Source organism: Tunturiibacter lichenicola (genome assembly GCF_051013355.1).
GTDB classification, from domain to species: Bacteria; Acidobacteriota; Terriglobia; order Terriglobales; family Acidobacteriaceae; genus Edaphobacter; species Edaphobacter lichenicola_F.
The window spans coordinates 3241772-3259337 of record NZ_CP132944.1 but is presented as its reverse complement, the minus strand read 5'-3'; the positions used below and the strand labels follow the sequence as shown (position 1 = coordinate 3259337).

Annotated in this window: 14 protein-coding genes; 9 read left to right on the top strand and 5 right to left on the bottom strand. The window is 56.5% G+C overall.

Going from position 1 to position 17566, the window contains the following annotated elements:
- Nucleotides 1–52: 52 nt before the first annotated feature.
- From RBB82_RS13715 to RBB82_RS13695, 5 genes are all read left to right on the top strand, one after another.
- Nucleotides 53–514, top strand: coding sequence for a hypothetical protein (locus RBB82_RS13715; RefSeq protein ID WP_433971163.1), 462 nt, complete (start codon nucleotides 53–55; stop codon nucleotides 512–514).
- Between the two features lie 766 nt (nucleotides 515–1280).
- The gene (locus RBB82_RS13710) at nucleotides 1281–2783 is read left to right on the top strand and encodes a DUF1254 domain-containing protein (RefSeq protein WP_433971161.1); all 1503 of its coding nucleotides are present in this window, start codon (nucleotides 1281–1283) and stop codon (nucleotides 2781–2783) included.
- 246 nt (nucleotides 2784–3029) lie between these two features.
- On the top strand, nucleotides 3030–3380 hold the full coding sequence (locus tag RBB82_RS13705) for a PadR family transcriptional regulator (protein ID WP_260735065.1): 351 nt from the start codon (nucleotides 3030–3032) through the stop codon (nucleotides 3378–3380).
- Between the two features lie 11 nt (nucleotides 3381–3391).
- Entirely contained in the window at nucleotides 3392–6019 is a 2628-nt protein-coding gene (locus RBB82_RS13700) for an ADOP family duplicated permease (RefSeq protein ID WP_433971159.1), read from the top strand.
- A gap of 236 nt (nucleotides 6020–6255) precedes the next feature.
- Nucleotides 6256–7200, top strand: a complete 945-nt coding sequence (locus tag RBB82_RS13695) for a hypothetical protein (protein ID WP_433971158.1) — start codon at nucleotides 6256–6258, stop codon at nucleotides 7198–7200.
- Nucleotides 7201–7250: 50 nt separating this feature from the next.
- Here RBB82_RS13695 and RBB82_RS13690 read toward each other — a convergent pair whose 3' ends face one another.
- The gene (locus RBB82_RS13690) at nucleotides 7251–7832 is read right to left on the bottom strand and encodes a beta-class carbonic anhydrase (protein ID WP_433971156.1); all 582 of its coding nucleotides are present in this window, start codon (nucleotides 7830–7832) and stop codon (nucleotides 7251–7253) included.
- A gap of 418 nt (nucleotides 7833–8250) precedes the next feature.
- Here RBB82_RS13690 and RBB82_RS13685 point away from each other — a divergent pair, with 418 nt between their 5' ends.
- Nucleotides 8251–9246 (top strand): GRP family sugar transporter, encoded by a 996-nt coding sequence (locus RBB82_RS13685; protein WP_433971155.1) that lies wholly within the window; start codon nucleotides 8251–8253, stop codon nucleotides 9244–9246.
- Nucleotides 9247–9262: 16 nt separating this feature from the next.
- Here the strand turns inward: RBB82_RS13685 and rbsK are convergent, their stop codons facing one another.
- The 3 genes from rbsK to RBB82_RS13670 form a co-directional block, all read right to left on the bottom strand.
- On the bottom strand, nucleotides 9263–10213 hold the full coding sequence (gene rbsK / locus RBB82_RS13680) for a ribokinase (protein ID WP_433971154.1): 951 nt from the start codon (nucleotides 10211–10213) through the stop codon (nucleotides 9263–9265).
- A 61-nt stretch (nucleotides 10214–10274) separates the two neighbouring features.
- Nucleotides 10275–11348, bottom strand: coding sequence for a nucleoside hydrolase (locus RBB82_RS13675; protein ID WP_433971152.1), 1074 nt, complete (start codon nucleotides 11346–11348; stop codon nucleotides 10275–10277).
- Nucleotides 11349–11513: 165 nt separating this feature from the next.
- Entirely contained in the window at nucleotides 11514–12713 is a 1200-nt protein-coding gene (locus RBB82_RS13670) for a serine hydrolase domain-containing protein (protein ID WP_433971150.1), read from the bottom strand.
- Nucleotides 12714–12838: 125 nt separating this feature from the next.
- Between RBB82_RS13670 and RBB82_RS13665 the strand changes: the two genes are divergently transcribed.
- The gene (locus RBB82_RS13665; protein WP_433971148.1) at nucleotides 12839–13279 is read left to right on the top strand and encodes a hypothetical protein; all 441 of its coding nucleotides are present in this window, start codon (nucleotides 12839–12841) and stop codon (nucleotides 13277–13279) included.
- 168 nt (nucleotides 13280–13447) lie between these two features.
- The gene (locus tag RBB82_RS13660; protein WP_433971146.1) at nucleotides 13448–14296 is read left to right on the top strand and encodes a hypothetical protein; all 849 of its coding nucleotides are present in this window, start codon (nucleotides 13448–13450) and stop codon (nucleotides 14294–14296) included.
- A 109-nt stretch (nucleotides 14297–14405) separates the two neighbouring features.
- Here the strand turns inward: RBB82_RS13660 and RBB82_RS13655 are convergent, their stop codons facing one another.
- Nucleotides 14406–14699 carry a DUF1330 domain-containing protein gene (locus RBB82_RS13655; protein ID WP_433971144.1) on the bottom strand — a complete coding sequence of 98 codons (294 nt, stop codon included), beginning with the start codon at nucleotides 14697–14699 and terminating at the stop codon, nucleotides 14406–14408.
- Nucleotides 14700–15205: 506 nt separating this feature from the next.
- On the opposite strand from RBB82_RS13655, the gene RBB82_RS13650 reads away from it, so the two are divergent.
- Nucleotides 15206–17566: a hypothetical protein gene (locus RBB82_RS13650; RefSeq protein WP_433971142.1), complete on the top strand. Its 2361-nt coding sequence runs from the start codon at nucleotides 15206–15208 to the stop codon at nucleotides 17564–17566.

Here is a 17566-nt window from a genome sequence, read left to right as displayed (position 1 = left end):
GGGTATTGCAGGATGCGGGCACGACAGGATGTAGCCCAAAGGAGAAAGAAACATGTTTGCGAAGGTTCGTTTGGTGGTTTTGACGGCAGGTTTTGTGGCGGCAGCAGCGCCAGTGACGATGCAGGCCGATGTTCCGGGGCCACACCCGGCCTATCTGCACGCGCTGAGCGATCTGCGTGCTGCGAGGCATTATCTGAACGATGGCTGGGCATGGGCTCCCGTGAAGCACGACGACGATGCGGCCATCCGTGAGATCGATGCGGCAATCAATGAGCTGAAGCAGGCTTCGATCGACGACGGCAAAGGACTCAATGACTCCTTCCATATCGATGCGCACCTGAGCGCGCATGATCGGTTCAAGAAGGCGAATGAGCTGCTTTGGTCAGCGCACAATGACATCTCAAGAGCCGAAGATGTACCGGCGGCGCGTGACCTACGTAACCGGGCAACCTACCATATCGACCGGGCACACGATATCGTCGACAAGGCGCAACAGACGGCTCACTGGGAGTAGCAGAGTTGTAAGGTCCCAGAAAGGGCGCGGCTTCGGCCGCGCCCTTCTTTTGTACCGCTGCCCCATCAACACACCCCCCCCCCTGATACCTTCGCGTAAGTCTTTTATTTTTAATGAGTTACCCGCGAGAACCCCTCGCAAATATTTCATTCCAAATGGTTTACGTCCAAATATGTGCAGCATAACGAGTTAGTTGCGAAGACGGGCTAAGAATGGAAAACCCCGCCACTCAGGCGGGGTTCTTTGATCTCTTTCCAACTATATCATCTGGAACGAAACTTATACGCCACGCGGATGTTGATGGATGGTAAAGGTTTAGTCAATACGAGGGCTTGACATGTGTTTTCCGCCTAAAATCTCAGGGCCTGATCATTTTAATTGCAAGCTTCTCGTTTCTTTACTGACGATCGCTCAAAACGACTTTCTATCTCAATTCACAGACGCTTGTCCGAGTGGCCTATTAAAGGTGAACTGGTGAGTTTATGGCGATTGTTCTTATGGTGAAGAGACTTCAAACCCAGACTCCCGTCGGGAATGACAAACAAAAGCGAAAGCGCACTCTACCAACTGACGACTAAACTCAAACTTTCTTATGAGGAGCAATGTCGGCTGTTGGAATGGGAGATCCGTGTCGTTGGCATGAGTTTCGATGAAACGCGAAGAAGTCATGTAGAATCGCGGACGCATGCAACGAGGGTAGACCTGCCTCCCCTAAGTGCTTCTGTACACAGTGCAACGCCATCGGATTTTCTTCTGAGGAGAAGTCATGCAGCGTTCCAGCATTTGTCTTACCGCCGCAGCCACAGTCTTCCTCTCTGCACTCTCAACCGGTTGCCAGCAGCAGAAAGCTCCTGAGGAGACTCGCATGCCGCAACAGACTAGCAAACCACCAGCAGCTCCAGCGGCTGCCCAGATCGCAGGTACGCCCTCCGGTGCAGTGATGACGCCGGAGTATGTCGCTGCTGTAGGTCGATTTGCTTACATCTGGGGTTGGCCGCTCGTAAATAACCTGAACCGCGCGCTCGGTACCAAAGACATCCCAGCTCCCGGCCGCCTCGGCGGAGTAGTTCCCGTATCGCCTCCCGGCCATATCTCCATGCTTAGCGACTACATCAGCGCCGACGAGCGCTACGTGACCTGCCCCAACCAAGACACGGTCTACGGCGCCGGCTTCCAGCATGTCGACACGCAGCCGGTTGTGGTTCAGGTGCCCGACTTCGGCAGTCGATTCTTCACCTATCAGATTGCGGACGCCCGCACCAACTCCTTCGGCAATATCGGAAAGCAGTATGGAACAAAACCCGGCTTCTATCTCATCGTCGGTCCCAACTGGAAGGGAACGCTTCCTTTGGGCCTTACTGGAGTTCTCCGCTCGTCGACTGATCTCGTCGCTGTCTTCCCCCGCGTTTTCCAGGACGACACTCCAGAAGACAAAGCTGCGATCCAACCGCTTCTCAACCAAGTCGTCGTCTACCCGCTCTCTGAGTTTGACGGCAAGATGAAGACGATGGACTGGAAGAGCACTCCGTCCTATCCTGCTCCTCCATCCACTGGCGGCGAGACCAAGTGGGTTATTCCTGAAAAGTTCTTCGATGAACTAGCCATCATCCTTAAACAAGTTCCTCCGATGCCCGGCGAAGAGGCCCTCTACGCCAACTTCCAGTCTGTCCTCGATGCAGCGGCTAAGGATCCAAAGCTGAAGCAGACACTGACGCAGACTGCGGTAGCAGCTGAAAAAGACCTGATCAGCCCGCTCTTCGACTTCCACATGAACGGACGCCCTATTGGCAACGGCTGGAACTCCCCGCCCAACGGAGCCAACTGGGGCTATGACTATCTCTCGCGCGCCGCGACCGCAAAATCCAACATGTACGATAACTCCCCTAACGAGACCCGCTACATCTACACTGACTTCGACTCCAGCGGTCAGCGGCTCAACGGCGCGCATGGCTACACCGTCACCTTCCCCGCAGGACAAACACCGCCTGTTGACGGCTTCTGGTCACTGACTCTGTACAACAAAGAGCACCTCTTCTCGGCGAACTCGCTCAACCGCTTCTCGCTCGGAACGAAGAGCAAGTCGATGAAGCAGAACCCTGACGGCTCGCTGACGATTTACGTGCAAAACAGCTCGCCCGGCGCTGATAAGCAGGACAACTGGCTTCCCGCACCGAAAGACGACTTCTCTCTTTACATTCGCGCTTATTGGCCCAAGGAAGAGATCACCAGCGGGAAGTGGGTTCCGCCGCTCGTAAAATCTTCCCATTGATGCAATTTTTCTTATGGTGTAGAGAGTGCAAACGCAGATTCCCTTCGGGAATGACAAACAAAAGAGCGAAAGCGGCTCTAGATAGATCAAGTGCGCATTGCTCTGATTTACTGCTGGGAAGTGGCTTGGCAACTCTTCGTTTGTTCGCTGAGTTTGGGCTTCATCCACATTGCGTAGTGGGCGTGTCGAATTTGGTTGACTCAAACCTTGATACCTGTTTAGTCTATGCCTGTTGGAGATAGGCCTATGACGGAGTCTGCTGCACGCGATCTTTTTCCCGGCGCACTCGAGATGATGATTCTTGAGTCGCTTCGCCGTCAGCCGGCACACGGGTATGCGCTGGTGCAGCATATTCATCAGCGGTCGAAGAATCTGCTGCAGGTGGAAGAGGGTTCGCTCTATCCGGCGCTGCAACGGCTGCTCAAGGCCAAACTCGTGAAAGCCGAGTGGGGCGTCTCGTCGACGAATCGCCGGGTGAGGACGTACGAGATCACAGCCTCCGGTCTTCGCCATCTCGAGCAACAGATCTCCAGCTTCGAAAGAATGTTCGAGGGCATTACGCTGGTCCTCAAGCCGAGCAAGTCTCCATCCACTTAGGAGGAACTGCCATGAACTGGTTCGATCGTATCTTCCATCGCGACATGCTGTACGGCGACCTCTCCGAGGAGATTCGTCTGCATTTAGAAGAGCGCAAGGAGCAGTTCGTAGCTGACGGCATGAGCCGGAAGGAGGCGGAACGCGAGGCGCGTCGAGCCTTTGGAAACCGCACGCTGGTTGAGGAGCGCAGCCGCGAAGTGTGGCGATGGCCGTGGATCGAGTCGATTTGCGGCGATGTACGGTTTGCGATGCGGCAGCTGCGGCGTTCGCCTGGATTTACCGTTGCAGCCGTGGTGACGCTGGCACTGGCGATCGGTGCGAATGCAGTGGTGTTCAGCATCATGAATGCGTTTCTGCTGCGGCCGTTGAATGTGCCTCATCCGGAGAGTTTGTTTGCGGTATTTCGACCGAATGGCGACTCGTCCGAGTCGTACCCCGACTATCTTGATCTGCGGGATCGGACGCACAGCTTCGACGGCCTGATTGCGTATGACCAGCTCACGGTGGGGTTAGATACAGGCTCGAACCCATCGCGGGCGTGGGCGGAAGAGGCGACTGGAAATTACTTTGACGCAATGGGGCTTCAGCCATCTCTTGGCCGTTTCTTTCATGCCTCGGATGAGAATGGCCCTGACAGCGCGCCGTATATCGTGCTGACCTACGCGTACTGGCACAGCCAGTTTCAGTCGGACCCAAGCGTAGTGGGGCGAGTCGTTCGGTTGAATAAGCATCCCTTTACGGTGATTGGCGTGGGCCCGAAGGACTTTCACGGGACGATGATGTTCTTCCATCCCGATTTCTTCACGCCGATTGTGAACCATCCGGCGCTGGCTGGTGAGGATTTGACCACGCGCGGCAATCGCTGGATTTTCATGGTCATGGGGCATCTGAAGCCCGGCGTAACCCAGGCGCAGGCAATTACCGATCTGAACGCAACGGGCGCTTACCTTGAGAAGAACTACTCGAAGGATGAGAGCAAGATGCAGTTTAAGCTTGGGCGTCCGAGCCTTTATGGCGACTACCTCGGCAAGCCTGTGCGCGAGTTCATGACAGGGCTAACGCTACTCTCGGGGTTGATTCTGTTGGCGGCGTGTGCGAATCTCGGAAGCCTCTTCGCCGCACGGGCAGCAGACCGGTCTCGTGAGATTGCGTTGCGGTTGGCGCTAGGAGCAAGCCGGAGACGAATCCTGCGTGGGCTATTCACGGAGGCAGTGTTGATCGCACTGGCCGGAGGCGCGCTGGGGCTTGCGGGCAGTGTCGTGTTGCTGCACGGCCTAAGCGTGTGGCAGCCGATTCCACGCTGGCCGATACAACTGGCCGTGAATCCGGATTGGCGAGTCTATGGTTTCGCTCTGCTGCTGGCTTTGACGAGTGGACTTTTGTTTGGCTCGGTTCCCGTGCGCCAGGTGTTGCAGACAAGCCCGTACGAGGTGGTGAAGGCCGGCTCAAGTGCAAGGCTTGGACGGAGCATGACGTTCCGCGACGTGCTGCTGATTGTGCAAATTGCGTTGTGTGCGGTGCTGGTGACCTCTTCGATGGTGGCGCTTCGTGGACTGGCGCGTTCGCTGCACGGCAACTTTGGCTTCCAGGTGGAGAATACGATGATGGTCGATACCGACGTCAGCATGGCAGGCTACGTTGGTGACAAGGTCACTGCAATGCAGAAGCGGATGATCGAAGGGGTGGGGGCTATTTCGGGGGTTGAGTCTGTGGCCCTTGCGGACCAGGTGCCTCTGGGCGATAGCTCAAACGAGACGCCCGTCTTCACCGAGAGCACATCGGATCTTAAGATATCGAATGCAGCAGCAACTCCATTGCTCTACCGTATCTCTCCGGACTACTTCCGCGCATCGGGCACAACGCTGCTGTCGGGGAGAAGTTTTACGACGCAGGACGATGAGGGTTCGCCGAACGTTGCGATTGTAAATCCGGTGTTTGCGCGAAAGATCTTCGGGTCGACAGAAAAAGCAATGGGCGGGTTCTTCAAGACGAAAGATGGCGTGCGAACGCAGGTGGTAGGGATCGTCGAGACCGGAAAGTATGCAAGTCTGACCGAAGATCCGAAGCCGGCGATCTTCATCCCGCTGCAGCAGTCCCCCTCGAGTGCGACGTCGATGATCGTGCGTTCGGGGCGTGATCCGCGGGAGTTGGATGCTGCGATTCGCTTGAAGCTGCGCGAGCTCGATCGAGGGCTGCCGGTCTTCATCCAAACGCGCTTCAAAGAGCTGGATGCAATGCTGTTTGGGCCGCGGATGGCGACGCTGTCGCTGGGGGTGCTGGGGCTGATGGGCGCGATGCTATCGATCACAGGAATCTTCGGCATGGCCGCGTACACAGTGAGCAAGCGGCTGCGGGAGTTGGGGATTCGTATTGCGCTGGGGGCGCAGCGACGGGAGGTGTTGCGAGCCGCTCTGGCGCGACCTTTGAAGTTTCTTGCGTTCGGTTCAGCGGCGGGTTTGCTGTTGGGAGTTCTCGGCAGCCGCGTGCTGGCTTTCATCGTCTCCCAAGCCACTCCACGGGATCCACTCGTGCTCGGCGGCGTCGTTCTGGCGATGCTTCTGCTTGGATTAGTGGCGACGTGGATTCCCGCGCAACGTGCAGTGTCGGTCGATCCCTTGTCGCTGCTGCGAGAAGAGTAGACGGCCATCCCCAGCGCCCATGCATTTTCACGCCCCCGTTCGAAGTACACGACAACCTGTGCCCAAAGAGTGAATATGGCGACTGTGAGATTTAGGTAAGTTGGAATTACCCCACCTGTTTTGAACTGTCGGCAAGGTATATTCCTACTCAGCTACTTCAACGGCCCCAGTGCGAGTCAGTGCTTGATGCGCGAACTCATATTTTTTGTTCCCCCGGATGTGCCAGGAGGAAGAATATGCCCCGATCCCGTTGGTCATTGGAACATTTTAAATTGCTGATGTGGGTTGTCTTTGTGTTTGGCGGTTTATGCGATGCTGCCGCGCAGAACCCGGACGCGCTTTCGCCATTTTTCGAGGGCAAACAGGTGGTTGTGAAGATGGACATGCCGGGGACGCAGAAGGGTGTGGACATCTATCCGGGCAGGCCGCAGCCGTTGGATGTGAAGAGCTACTCGGATCGATTGAAGGACTTCGGTATCTCCGTGCAGAAGGGCGATTCGGTGATGGTCACGAAGGTAAAGGTAAACAAGGACAACATTGAGTTTCAGCTTGGTGGCGGAGGGTTTGGGACAGCGAGGGACAACACGGATACGACTGTTCACTTTACGCCGGCTAATAAGAGTGACAGAGAGAAGGAGCTGGAGGATCAACTGCGCGATGAGACGGATCCGGATCGGAGAAGGTCGCTGCAGCGAGAGCTGGACTATGTGAGAGCGGAACGAGAGAGGCGTGACCGGATCGATCGTGCGCGTGCCGAAGACGATGCGGCGAGAAGACAGCAGCAGGTTGGTATCGGTCGCCAGCAGGGTGGGTCAAGGTTCAACATTCGTTTGGATGCGAAGAAGATGGGTGACTCGCTGACGCCGCAGGTCGTTGAAGACGCGCTGGCGCAGTATGTCGAATTTCCGGGGGATGGTCATCAAACTGTGACTGCTCCACCGAGCGCGCCTTCGACGCTGGTGGCTCGACCTGCGGATCCGCCGGCTGATTCGGCGCAGGGACTGAAGAAGGGGATGAGCAGAGAACAGGTGGAGGCGCTGTATGGGAAGGCGGTCGAGTCGCATGACCATGCGGTGAATGGAATGACAGTCACATCGTGCGTGTTTCGAGGTAAAGATGCGAGTGTGCAGGCCGACTTTGTGAATGGCGTGCTGGTGCAGTATCAGCTGTCTTCGTACTGAAGTTTGGTGCGACTTTGGTGATCCGCTTTTCTTTCGTGAGAGGGTGACGGCTAATGAGCGCGGCCAGCTTCTGTGGCAGCTGGGACCTCGATCAGCCTGCCGGATTTTACGTCGTAGATGTAGCCGTAAATGGGGATCGACTTCGGCACGAGTGGGCTGGTGCGGATGCGGGTGACATCGGCGAGGACCGATTCGGCCTGGTCCTTGATGGTGAGGAACTCGACAAACTCGGCTGCGGTTGAACCGGGGCCTTTGCCTACGTCTTTGAAGCCTTCTGCAGTGAGAGCCGCGGTTTCGAGGCTGTTGGCGAGGAGGCCGCGGATGACTTCGCTGGTGAAGAACTGCATGCCGCAGTCGGTGTGGTGGATGACGAAGAACTCTTTGGTGCCGAGGAGTTTGTAGCTGATGACGAGAGAACGGATGGCGTCGTCGCTGGCGCGGCCGCCGGCGTTGCGGATGACGTGGGCGTCGCCTTCGGCGAGGCCAGCGTATTTGGCTGGGTCAAGACGCGCGTCCATGCAGGTGAGAATGGCGAACCCGCGAGCTGGGGGAAGGGCAAGGTTGGTCTTTGCGCCGAAGGTGGCGGCGTAGTTTTCGTTGGCGGAGAGGACGTCGGTGAGGATCTTGCTCATGGTTTGTAACTCCTGAAGATGATTGGTGTGGTGTGGTGACTGTTGGTCAGACGATGGTGAGCTGGTCTCCTGGAAGAGAGACGGAATGAGCTGACCTGATGCGGTTGAGGAGGAAGCTCTGCGGAACCTGAATGTGTCTCGTCGGCTAGAGGCTGGACGGACAACAATAACGGGCTGCGACGACAGAGTGCATGGTTGGAGAGTAGAGGAGGAAGAATCGGGCGTCAAGCTTGAGAAGTTAGGTTACTGAAGACAGTCGTTGACAGCGATTGATCGGGAGAGCATAGAATGGCGCGGGTTGAATCAGTTCAAACTTTTGCGGGACTGAATCTTCTTATTAGAAGACTGGGTTGAGGAGACCTCATTTTGCCAGCGCAGGTGTGGCGGAGGGGTTTCTTATTCCGGTAAGGACGGTGGGATGTTCATCGTAACTAATTCAGCGGTTGCATTTTTATTTTGCGCCTTGACCATGATGGGGTGGGGCTCCTGGGCGAATACGCAGAAGCTTGCTGGAAAAGAGCGCTGGCCATTCGCTCTCTACTACTGGGACTATGCGTTTGGAGTGGCTCTGCTGGGAGTGCTCTTCTGTTTCACACTTGGTAGTTTCGGCTCGGCTGGAAGCAGCGCGGTTGCGAATCTTCATACAGCGTCGGCGGACTCGATGCTGCGAGCGCTCGCCAGCGGTGCGTTGTTCAATCTCGCAAATATTCTGCTGGTGATCGCAATCGACGCTGCGGGAATCTCACTTGCCTTCCCGGTGGGCGTGGGCCTCGCTCTGGTGATCGGGACCGTGGCGAGCTACTACCACGCTCCCAAGGGCAACCCGACGCTGTTAGGCGCAGGGGTTGTGTTGATTGTCTTTGCGATGATCATGTCGGCTGTAGCGACGCGGCAAGTGCAGAAGCAGCGGACGGTCAATACCAGCCGGGGATTACTGTTTGCCTGCGCCGCAGGTTGTCTGATGGGGTTCTTCTATCCGCAACTGGCTTCGTCTATTTCGCCAAACTTCAACAGCGAGCCAATTCAAGCGGGCTTTCTGACTCCTTATACTGCGCTGCTGCTATTTGGTGCCGGCTTGCTTGCGAGCAACTTCGTGATCAACACCCTGTTTATGCGCTTCCAGGGATCGACGTTTCAAGAGTATCGCGATGCGAAGTTCAAGTTGCATTGGCTCGGCTTGCTTGGGGGTGCGATCTGGATGATCGCGCTGTGTCTGAATGTCATCGCATCGGGGGTTGCGGGGCCTGCGGTTTCGTACGCACTGGGCCAAGGGGCGACGCTGGTGGCTGCACTGTGGGGCGTGTTTGTCTGGAAAGAGTTTCATGGAGCCTCTGTCGGGACGCGATCGGTTGTAGCACTGATGCTGATCGGTTATGCGGCGGGGCTCGTCCTGATTGGCACTGCGATCTTGTGAGCATAACGAGTGCGGGTTAACTCTGTCGGTTTGTAGCGGGAGATTGCTGCATGTACTTGTCCAGCTCGAATCTCTTCGGCATGGAAGTAGCCGTACCGTTGCGTGTCACCGAGATTCCTGCGACGACGCACCCGAAGCGAATTGCCTCTTCGAGGCTCATTCCTTCAGAGAGCCCTACGGCGAGGCCCCCGTTGAAGGCGTCACCTGCTCCGGTCGTGTCGATCACTGGACCTGCGTTAAACGCCGCGACGTATTTCGTTAGCGTTGGTGTCTTGATTAGGGCGCCGCGTGCACCTAGCGTCATGATGACGTTACGAACTCCTCGTGCGAGTAGTTGTTCGGCTGCCTTTTCGGCATCTTCCAGAGACTCGACGGAACAGCCTGTAAGCGCTGCGGCTTCGCTCTCGTTCGGTGTGAGATAGTCGCAGAGAGCAAGCGTGGAGTCGTCGAGGGCGCAGGCAGGGGCGGGGTTGAGGATGGTAGGAACACCAAGTCCGCGTGCGGTCTTCAGACCATGCACAACGATTGGGACGGGTAGTTCGAGCTGCGTCATGAAGACTGCTGATTTGCGAATCTGTTCACGAGCCAGATCGATCTCCTGCGGAGTGAGAGCGTTCGCGGCTCCTGGAGTGATGACTATAGCGTTCTCGCCGGAAGCCTCGTCGATGATGATTGCTGCGGCGCCAGTCGTGTCGTCGTTTGAGGAGATAAGAAATTGTGTATCGACGCCTTCGGTCTCATAGGTCTTGCGGGCGATGTCGGAGAAGTTATCGGCGCCTACCTTGCTGATGAAGTAGACCTTCGCGCCCAGACGTGCGACCGCGACCGATTGGTTTGATCCTTTGCCTCCGGGGCCAAGGCGAAACTCGGATCCCAGAACGGTCTCTCCCCATACTGGCAGGCGTTTCACCCGAAAGGCAAGATCAACGGCAAAGACTCCCATGATGGCAATGGGTTTACTATTCATGTCGCGCTCCGCGGCAGTCTTAGACTGTCGGTCTCTTATTGCTATTTTGCTGAAGTTCGTTTTATCGCTTTGGTTGTGCCGCCATTTGAGGGTTGCTTGCTCCCGGAGTCGGAGAAGACATTAGTTGTATGAAGAACTTTTGGAACTTCGGCCAGTCTACGTCCATTTGCACATGAGCCTTCTGCAGATCGAGCGCAGGCTTGTCGTCGTCCGACCAGACGATTGTGTCTCCGTAGCTGATGCCTTTATCAAGGCTGACGTCGATGTAAACAAAACGCTCCCTTGTGATAAGGCCAGGATCGAGCCATGCGGCTGCGGCCAGCTCATCCCAAAGATAATCGCCGGGCTTAGTCGTGTAGTGAGCGATGTACTGGGCCGCCGGAGTGTTGATGCCCTTCAGTTGTTCGACCATCTCCTTTGTAAGATGTGTTTCGATTGAGACGTCGACGGTGGTGACTGTGATCTTCGGCCAATGGGCGTGGAAGACGATGCTCGATGCTTCAGGATCGAACCACAGGTTGAACTCGTGGCGCGGGCTGTCGACGTACTCCTTATCATCCGTGTGTGGATTGAGGCTGCCTCCCATGATGACAAGCTCGGCGGCTAGCTCGGCAAAGTGCGGGTCGAGGCTGATAGCCTGAGCAATATTTGTCATTGGTCCGGCAGCATAGATAGTTACTTTGTGAGGATATTTGTGCACCATCCGGATTAGAAAATGGGCGGCATCTTCATCGGACACCTTCGTCGTGGGATTTCCTTCGCTTAGCGGAGGAACCTCATCGATTCCATGTTTCGGACGAAAGCTACTCCACGCTCCCTGGTAGAGCACCTTTCCGTAGATCTGCTCCCAGGCATGAGTCCAGTCCTGTGTCCTTACGAGGGGAGTAACTGCTCCTGCCATAACTGGAATGTCAGTACGGCCAATCAGCTCCAGCAAGCGCAAGGTGTGCGCGACCTCTTCATCGCGCCATCCGTCGCCGGTCAGCACAGTGATTCCGAGGATATTCACGTGCGGGGCTTGCAGGAAGACCAGCATCGAGTTCATGTCCGTGCCTGCGGGACCTACCGCATCCTGATCGATAATGATGTAGCGACTGTCCTGTCTGTCTTGGGCGAAGGAAAAGCGAGAAGACATAGCACCAAAGAGAATGAGTAAGAGCGGCACACACCAACGATGACGTTTCCGTGGCTGTTTCAAAACTGTCCTCCTGAAGATTGCCCGTTGTTTCTTTGTTGCTCGTGATGCACTCGGCCAGTGGATAAAACTTGCTCGAACTTACGTGAGTTGAGATCTGATTCGTCAGGCGTTCCAGGACGGGACGGTACCGACCATGTTCCACATCATCTGATCGATGGCGGTGTCGATTTCGTTGGAGGGCTGTGTGCGGGTGTTCGCGAGAGCCGCCCAGCAGAAGCCGGTGGAGGTGCGAACCATGATGGTAGTGGTTCCGGGGAGGCTGCCGCTATGCCACCAGTTCCCTGCACCGTTGTCGCGCACCATCCATCCGCGGGCGTAGCGTGCGTCACCGGGTGGGTAGGCTGGAGCTGGGGTGGTCATGATTTTGATGGTCGCGGGCTTGAGGAGAGCTGGGATGTTGGGCGCGCCGGCGACGTGGTTGAGGAACTGGACGAGTTCGGTTGATGAGGCGATCCATCCGCCGTGCGAGTCCATGCGGGTGACGTTGAGCTTGTAGGGGTCTTCGGAGTATTGGCCGTAGTAGACGACCTCGTTCGGGGCGCGCTGGCTCTCTTTGTTGGCGGCGATCTGCATGGTGGAGATGCCGCAAGGAGCGAGGATGTTGGCTTTGACGTAGGCGTCGTAGGGCTGACCGGAGAGCTGTTCGATGACGCGACCGAGGATGCAGTAGCCGAAGTTGGAGTAGGCCCAGTGGGTGCCGGGCTGGTTAGTGAGGGGCTGGTTCGCAATTGTTTCGGTGATGAGTTTGGTGTGGTCCCAACCGTCGTTGTGCATCATGGGATCGTTGGCGTCGTTGGGCCAACCGCCGCAGGTGTGGGTGAGGAGTTGGTCGACGGTGATGTCGGCGACCCATTGCTTGTAGGGCGGCTTGCCGTACTTGATGCCGAGAATGGCGGAGGGGCCGAAGACCTTGTCGGTAAGGTTGAGCTTGCCCTGTTCGAGGAGGGTGAAGATGGTGACGGAGGTGATGGGTTTGCTAAGGGAAGCGACGCGGAAGAGGCTGTCCTGCTGGACTTGCGTGAGATGCTGGCGGTCGGCCATGCCTACGGATTGATCGTAGGCGAACTGGCCGTTGCGAGAGATGGCGATTGAGGTGGCGGGGACGGAGAACTGCTGACGGAAGGCTCCGGCGATGCGCCCCATCTCGCCGCGCTCCTGGCCGTTGGAGCCTCCGTACTGTGCCTGGGCGAAGGCTTTGGGAAACGGCGCGGCTGCAGCGGCTGCGGTGACGGCTAGATTTTGGAGGAGGGTTCTGCGGGTGAGGGTTGGGCGGAAGGGACTACGTGTTGGTGGGGTCGGCATTGCCGCAAGTGTCCTTTCGATGAACCGTTCTGCTACAGCCTTGTGATTTGACGAGGATTTTATCCTGCTACTGTCTTCGGCGTTTTAAAAGATGAAAGAGGTTCGGAATTGCGGTAGATTTTGCTATGCATCAGGTTGCCCTGGAGGATGTAGTGAAGAGATATGGGTTGAGAGTCTTCGTGTTTTGTTTTGCTTTGGTAATCTTCGCCGGTAGCTTTGCGTTCGCGCAGCAACCGCCAGCGCAACAACAGCCAGCTAATGCCGCGGGCAACTGGACTTTGTACTGCAAAGATCCGAATGGATCAACCTCTTCGAAGTTTCTTGAGCTTCAGCAGAAAGGAAGCGTGATCTCGGGACACTTCAAAGGACCGAATCAGTCGGGGGGAGTAGAGGGCACAATCGATAACCAACATCTCGTGGTGCATACGAAGACGCGTGACGTTCTAACGTTTCGCGGGCGAGTTGATGGGCCGCGTGTTGACGGTGTGGTTCAGGGAAATACGTTCAATGGGACCTTCCACGATCGAGGAGGGACGGGTTCGTTTCAAGGGGTTCGATCGAATTAAGGCCGATGCATGAATCCGGTTCCGATGAACTTTCCGACAGCCTCCGAGGGTTCGCGAAGTTCGTCGCTGATCGCTCGATAGTTCTCACTCGCTACGACTGTGCTAAATTTCTAGACTTACACACAAGGGGCTCCGGGGTAACGACCTGAAGTTTTGTCAGGAGGTCCCATGAAACGACGCACCTTTTTACTTGCAGCTCTCTTTCTTCTAATTTCCTCAGCGACGTGGAGCCAACAACTCGGCAAAAGGATGACCGATAAAGACGTCATCGATATGGTGGGCCTTGGCCTCTCCGACGACGTCATTATCGCTAAAATCCGTGCCGCTGCAGCCGGAGGAACGCTACAGTTCGACACCGGCGTCGACAGCCTCAAGGAACTCAAGGCCGCCAAGGTTTCGGACGACGTCATCAAGGTGATGATTAGTCCGACCCCTCCTGCAGCCCCGGTTGTAGTCGCCGCCACACCCATCTCGAACGACCCCAGCCTCCCACCACCAGAGGTTGGCGTTTATTGGAAGAACGTCAATGCGTTCGTCCTTATTGAGGGGCAGGCGATCAGCCAGGCCAAGGTCGGCGGCAAGGCAGGCAGCATGTTCACCTACGGACTGCGAAACGAACACTGGGACGCCTATCTGAACGGCCCGCAATCGAAGAACATCATCAACGACCGTCAGCCGGTCTTCTACTTCTACGTTCCTGATGGTGCCAGCGCGTCCGACTTCGCCCTGATCATCCTTGAGAAGAAGGGTGATCGCAGGGAGTTTCAGATAGGAAGCTTCGGCGGTATCACTGGCGGCAAATCAGGCGTAAAGCGGGACAAGGAGATCGCATTCACCGCTGAGCACGCAGGAATCAGGACCTACAAGGTGAAGCTGGATGCAGCCATGAAGCCAGGAGAGTACGCCTTCTTCATGGGCACAGGCCAGCAGGCAACTATGGCAGGAGGTTCCTCAGGAGGAGCCAGGTCGGGAGGCGCCGCGGCGGGAAGGGTCTACGATTTCAGGATTCCAGATTGAGCCGACATCTCGCGGCGCAGCTTTTGCGGGGTGCTCCGATGTAGCTTGATTATTAGGCTTGGACATTCACGCCTGCTCGAGATCGCTTGCTCCTATTGCGCGTTTGCGCCTAGGCTCCCTCAACGATCCGAAAGTCTCTTTCTACACCCGAACCAAGCGCATCAAGCGCTTTCTTGTAATCCGCGCTCTGATACGCAGCCAAAGCGATCTCGTAGCTGTCGAATTCCACCACGACCGTCATCTGTTTCAACCCAGCTTCAAGAGCCGTGACGGCGCTTCCCGGCGCCACCAGAATACGCGCACCAAACTGCCCAAGCGCCGCTCTAGCCAGCGCACTATAGTTGTTCATCGTAGCCTCGTCACCGACCGTCCGGTAGGCAACCACCCAATAACCCTTCTTCATATCGTCCTCTCTCGAACCTGTTGCAACTTAGATGCGGCGCACGATTACGCGACTCATCTTCCACACGAATGAGCTGATGGCGAGCGGCATATTTGCTGCTCACCATCTGGACTTTTGAGGTGGAGCCTTCAGCTCAGTTCGCCTCTGCTGAGTAACAACGCGCGGGAACGACGGCCTTAGGTATGGCTTTCTTCCGACTCACTTTTAACGGCGAAGACAAAATTCAGGCTGGATGAGCTTGACACCAAATTGGCCAGCGGGTACGCTGCGAGAACCGTTCCAGGTAGCAGTACGCGGGAACTCAGCACGTGGGCCCCTCTCTGATTCGCAGCCATGCGGAAAGCACAGAGAACTCCTTGGGTATGTTGTGATTCAAAACCTCAGGCGCTTCCCAGTGATGTCGATATCCCTCGCCGATTCGGCGACTTTTTAGGATTGTCCCGGGCCTGCCTTCGATCTACGGCAGTTGACGATCGTTCTTCTCGCAAGGAGACAGCGTAGGAGTCATGCCTGACCGTACACAACTCGTTAAGACCAAGGAAGATGCGGAGGGAAGCCTGCGCGCGATTCCGGGCGTACACGCTGTCGGGATCGGCAAGAAATCTGTGAATGGGGCGTTCACAGATGAGTTGGCCATCGCGGTCTTCGTTAGCAAGAAGAAGCCACTGAGCGAGTTGGCGCCGCACGAGGTTGTTCCTTCGCAGATCAACGGGATTAAAACCGATGTTGTAGAACGAGCAAAACCGCGTTTGATGATGGCTGCGAATCCGGCCAACCTTCAGTTTGCCGTGAGCGCCAACCAGCTTAGCATTACCTTTTCTGGAAAGAACCCACCTGGGGCCGGCATTGTGATTGTGCTGGACTACTCCGTGACGAGCGGCGCGTCTGCGCCTGTCCCATATGTTGCCTTCAAACGGACAAATGCCCAGGATAATCAAGCCACCATTGCGGCGGCTCTTGCCACCGAAGTTTCAAAAGGAGCGACTGGTGTTTCAGCGACCGCTTCAGGGGCGCAAGTCACGCTTATGCCTGTAGCCGGCTCGACCTGCGCCATCACGCATTGCGACATCACTGCCATCGACGATAAGAAGTACTTCGACGATCACATTCGCGGCGGAATTCAGATTCAGCCTGGCAGCGCTCACGCAGGATTCGGAACGATCGGCTTTCTGGCAACGACGGCCGACACGGTCTCAGATCCGCAAGGTACTGTCGTCGCTATCACCTGCCAACATGTGGTTGCCGAGTCCCACGACCTGACCACGAATCTGGTAGCGACGGTGAACACGAATCAGATCACGTTCAGCACCAACAGTGCGGCCCCTATTCCACTGAACTGCGTGGTGAAAGTTGAGTTCGATACGCAGTCGGGAAGTCTTACGATCATCCAGGATGCTTTCTACGCAACCGTTGCGGGTGACATGCCTATCGGGATTGCGACCAGCGTGGCGGCCGCCATAACGACTGCAGGTATTACGGGCGTCAGTGCGGCCTCTAGCGGCGCTGTGGTGGCCGCTGTTTTGCCTGCAGGAATGACCATGAGTTGCAATACGTACGGACCGCTCAGGGTTGACCCGGACTCTGCTCTGACAGCAAGGGTAGCGGGGTCAGCGCTCACCCTGACGGGTAGCGTCGACGGTGATAACTATGGCATCTATACGTCTGCGAGTGCGGGAGGTGGGCACCCTACCTGCGGCGCGTTTGTTCACCCCGCAAAGGGGGACACGCTGAGCTCCGTCGCGACTGCGATTGCCAAGGCGTTTAATGACCTTACCGGTGTGCTGGCCCCGATTACCGTATCGTCAACTGCCAGTACCGTGAACTTCACTCAGACGCAGACGGTGTCGTGCATTGTCAAGAGCGACTCACAGGTAGGGCAGCCGGATAATAGCTTCGGCTCGACGTGTTCTCACTGCTGCAGTCATCGGATAGGACGGGTGATCGATTCCCGAACCGACCTCGACGTTGCCGTGGTTCAATTGGACGCCGGACAAAAGTGGGTTCCGGAGATCCAGGATCTCGGCCTGGTTACCGGAGTCCGCACTCTTACTCCGGCTGACATCTCTTTGAACGTAATCAAACGGGGCCGCACACTTCCCGTATCGACTACAGGGAGGGTCGACTTCCTTAATGTGAGCGGTGATATTGAAAGCACTACCTTTGATCGCCACTATACGAATGCAATTCAGATTGCCTCGCTGGCGCCCAATAATGGGCCCTTTGTTTTACCTGGAGACTCCGGAGCGGCGGTTTTGGATAACGCACGCGCGATTGTCGGAATTGTGTTCGGCGGAGTGGATCTCGATGGATACGCCACTCCAATTGACGCGATTAACGACGCCTTCGCATACCTTCAATTGAACCCGGCACCGGCTCCCGAAGCAGGACACGCCCCCGGCGATGTCCGTACAGTTCCGAGCCCAGCGATGGCGATGGTGGCAGGCGAACAAAAGCAAGTTCCTTCTCCTCAGCCGTTTCTCGAGAAGCGGCTGGTGCAGGCCGAGAAAGATATCTCGGCGACGGTTGAGGGATCAGAGTATGCGGAGCTCGTGAAGACGCACATTGCGGAGACACAACGGCTGGTCAACTCCAACCGCCGCGTGGCGACTGCGTGGCATCGCAATGGCGGTCCTGAAATTCTGAATGCGATGTTGCGCATGTTGCAGCGTCATGACGAGCCGATGCCAGAGAGCATCAACGGCAGACCGTTCGCTGATTGTCTGGAGCGGATGAGGCGAGTATTCGCACGCTACGCGAGCCCTGCGCTGGCGGCCGATCTTCCACGGTTTGCAGAATGGATGAAGAGTTTCGCTGGCCTTACTTATCCGCAGATGTTAGCCACGTTACGACTTAGGAATGGGGAATAG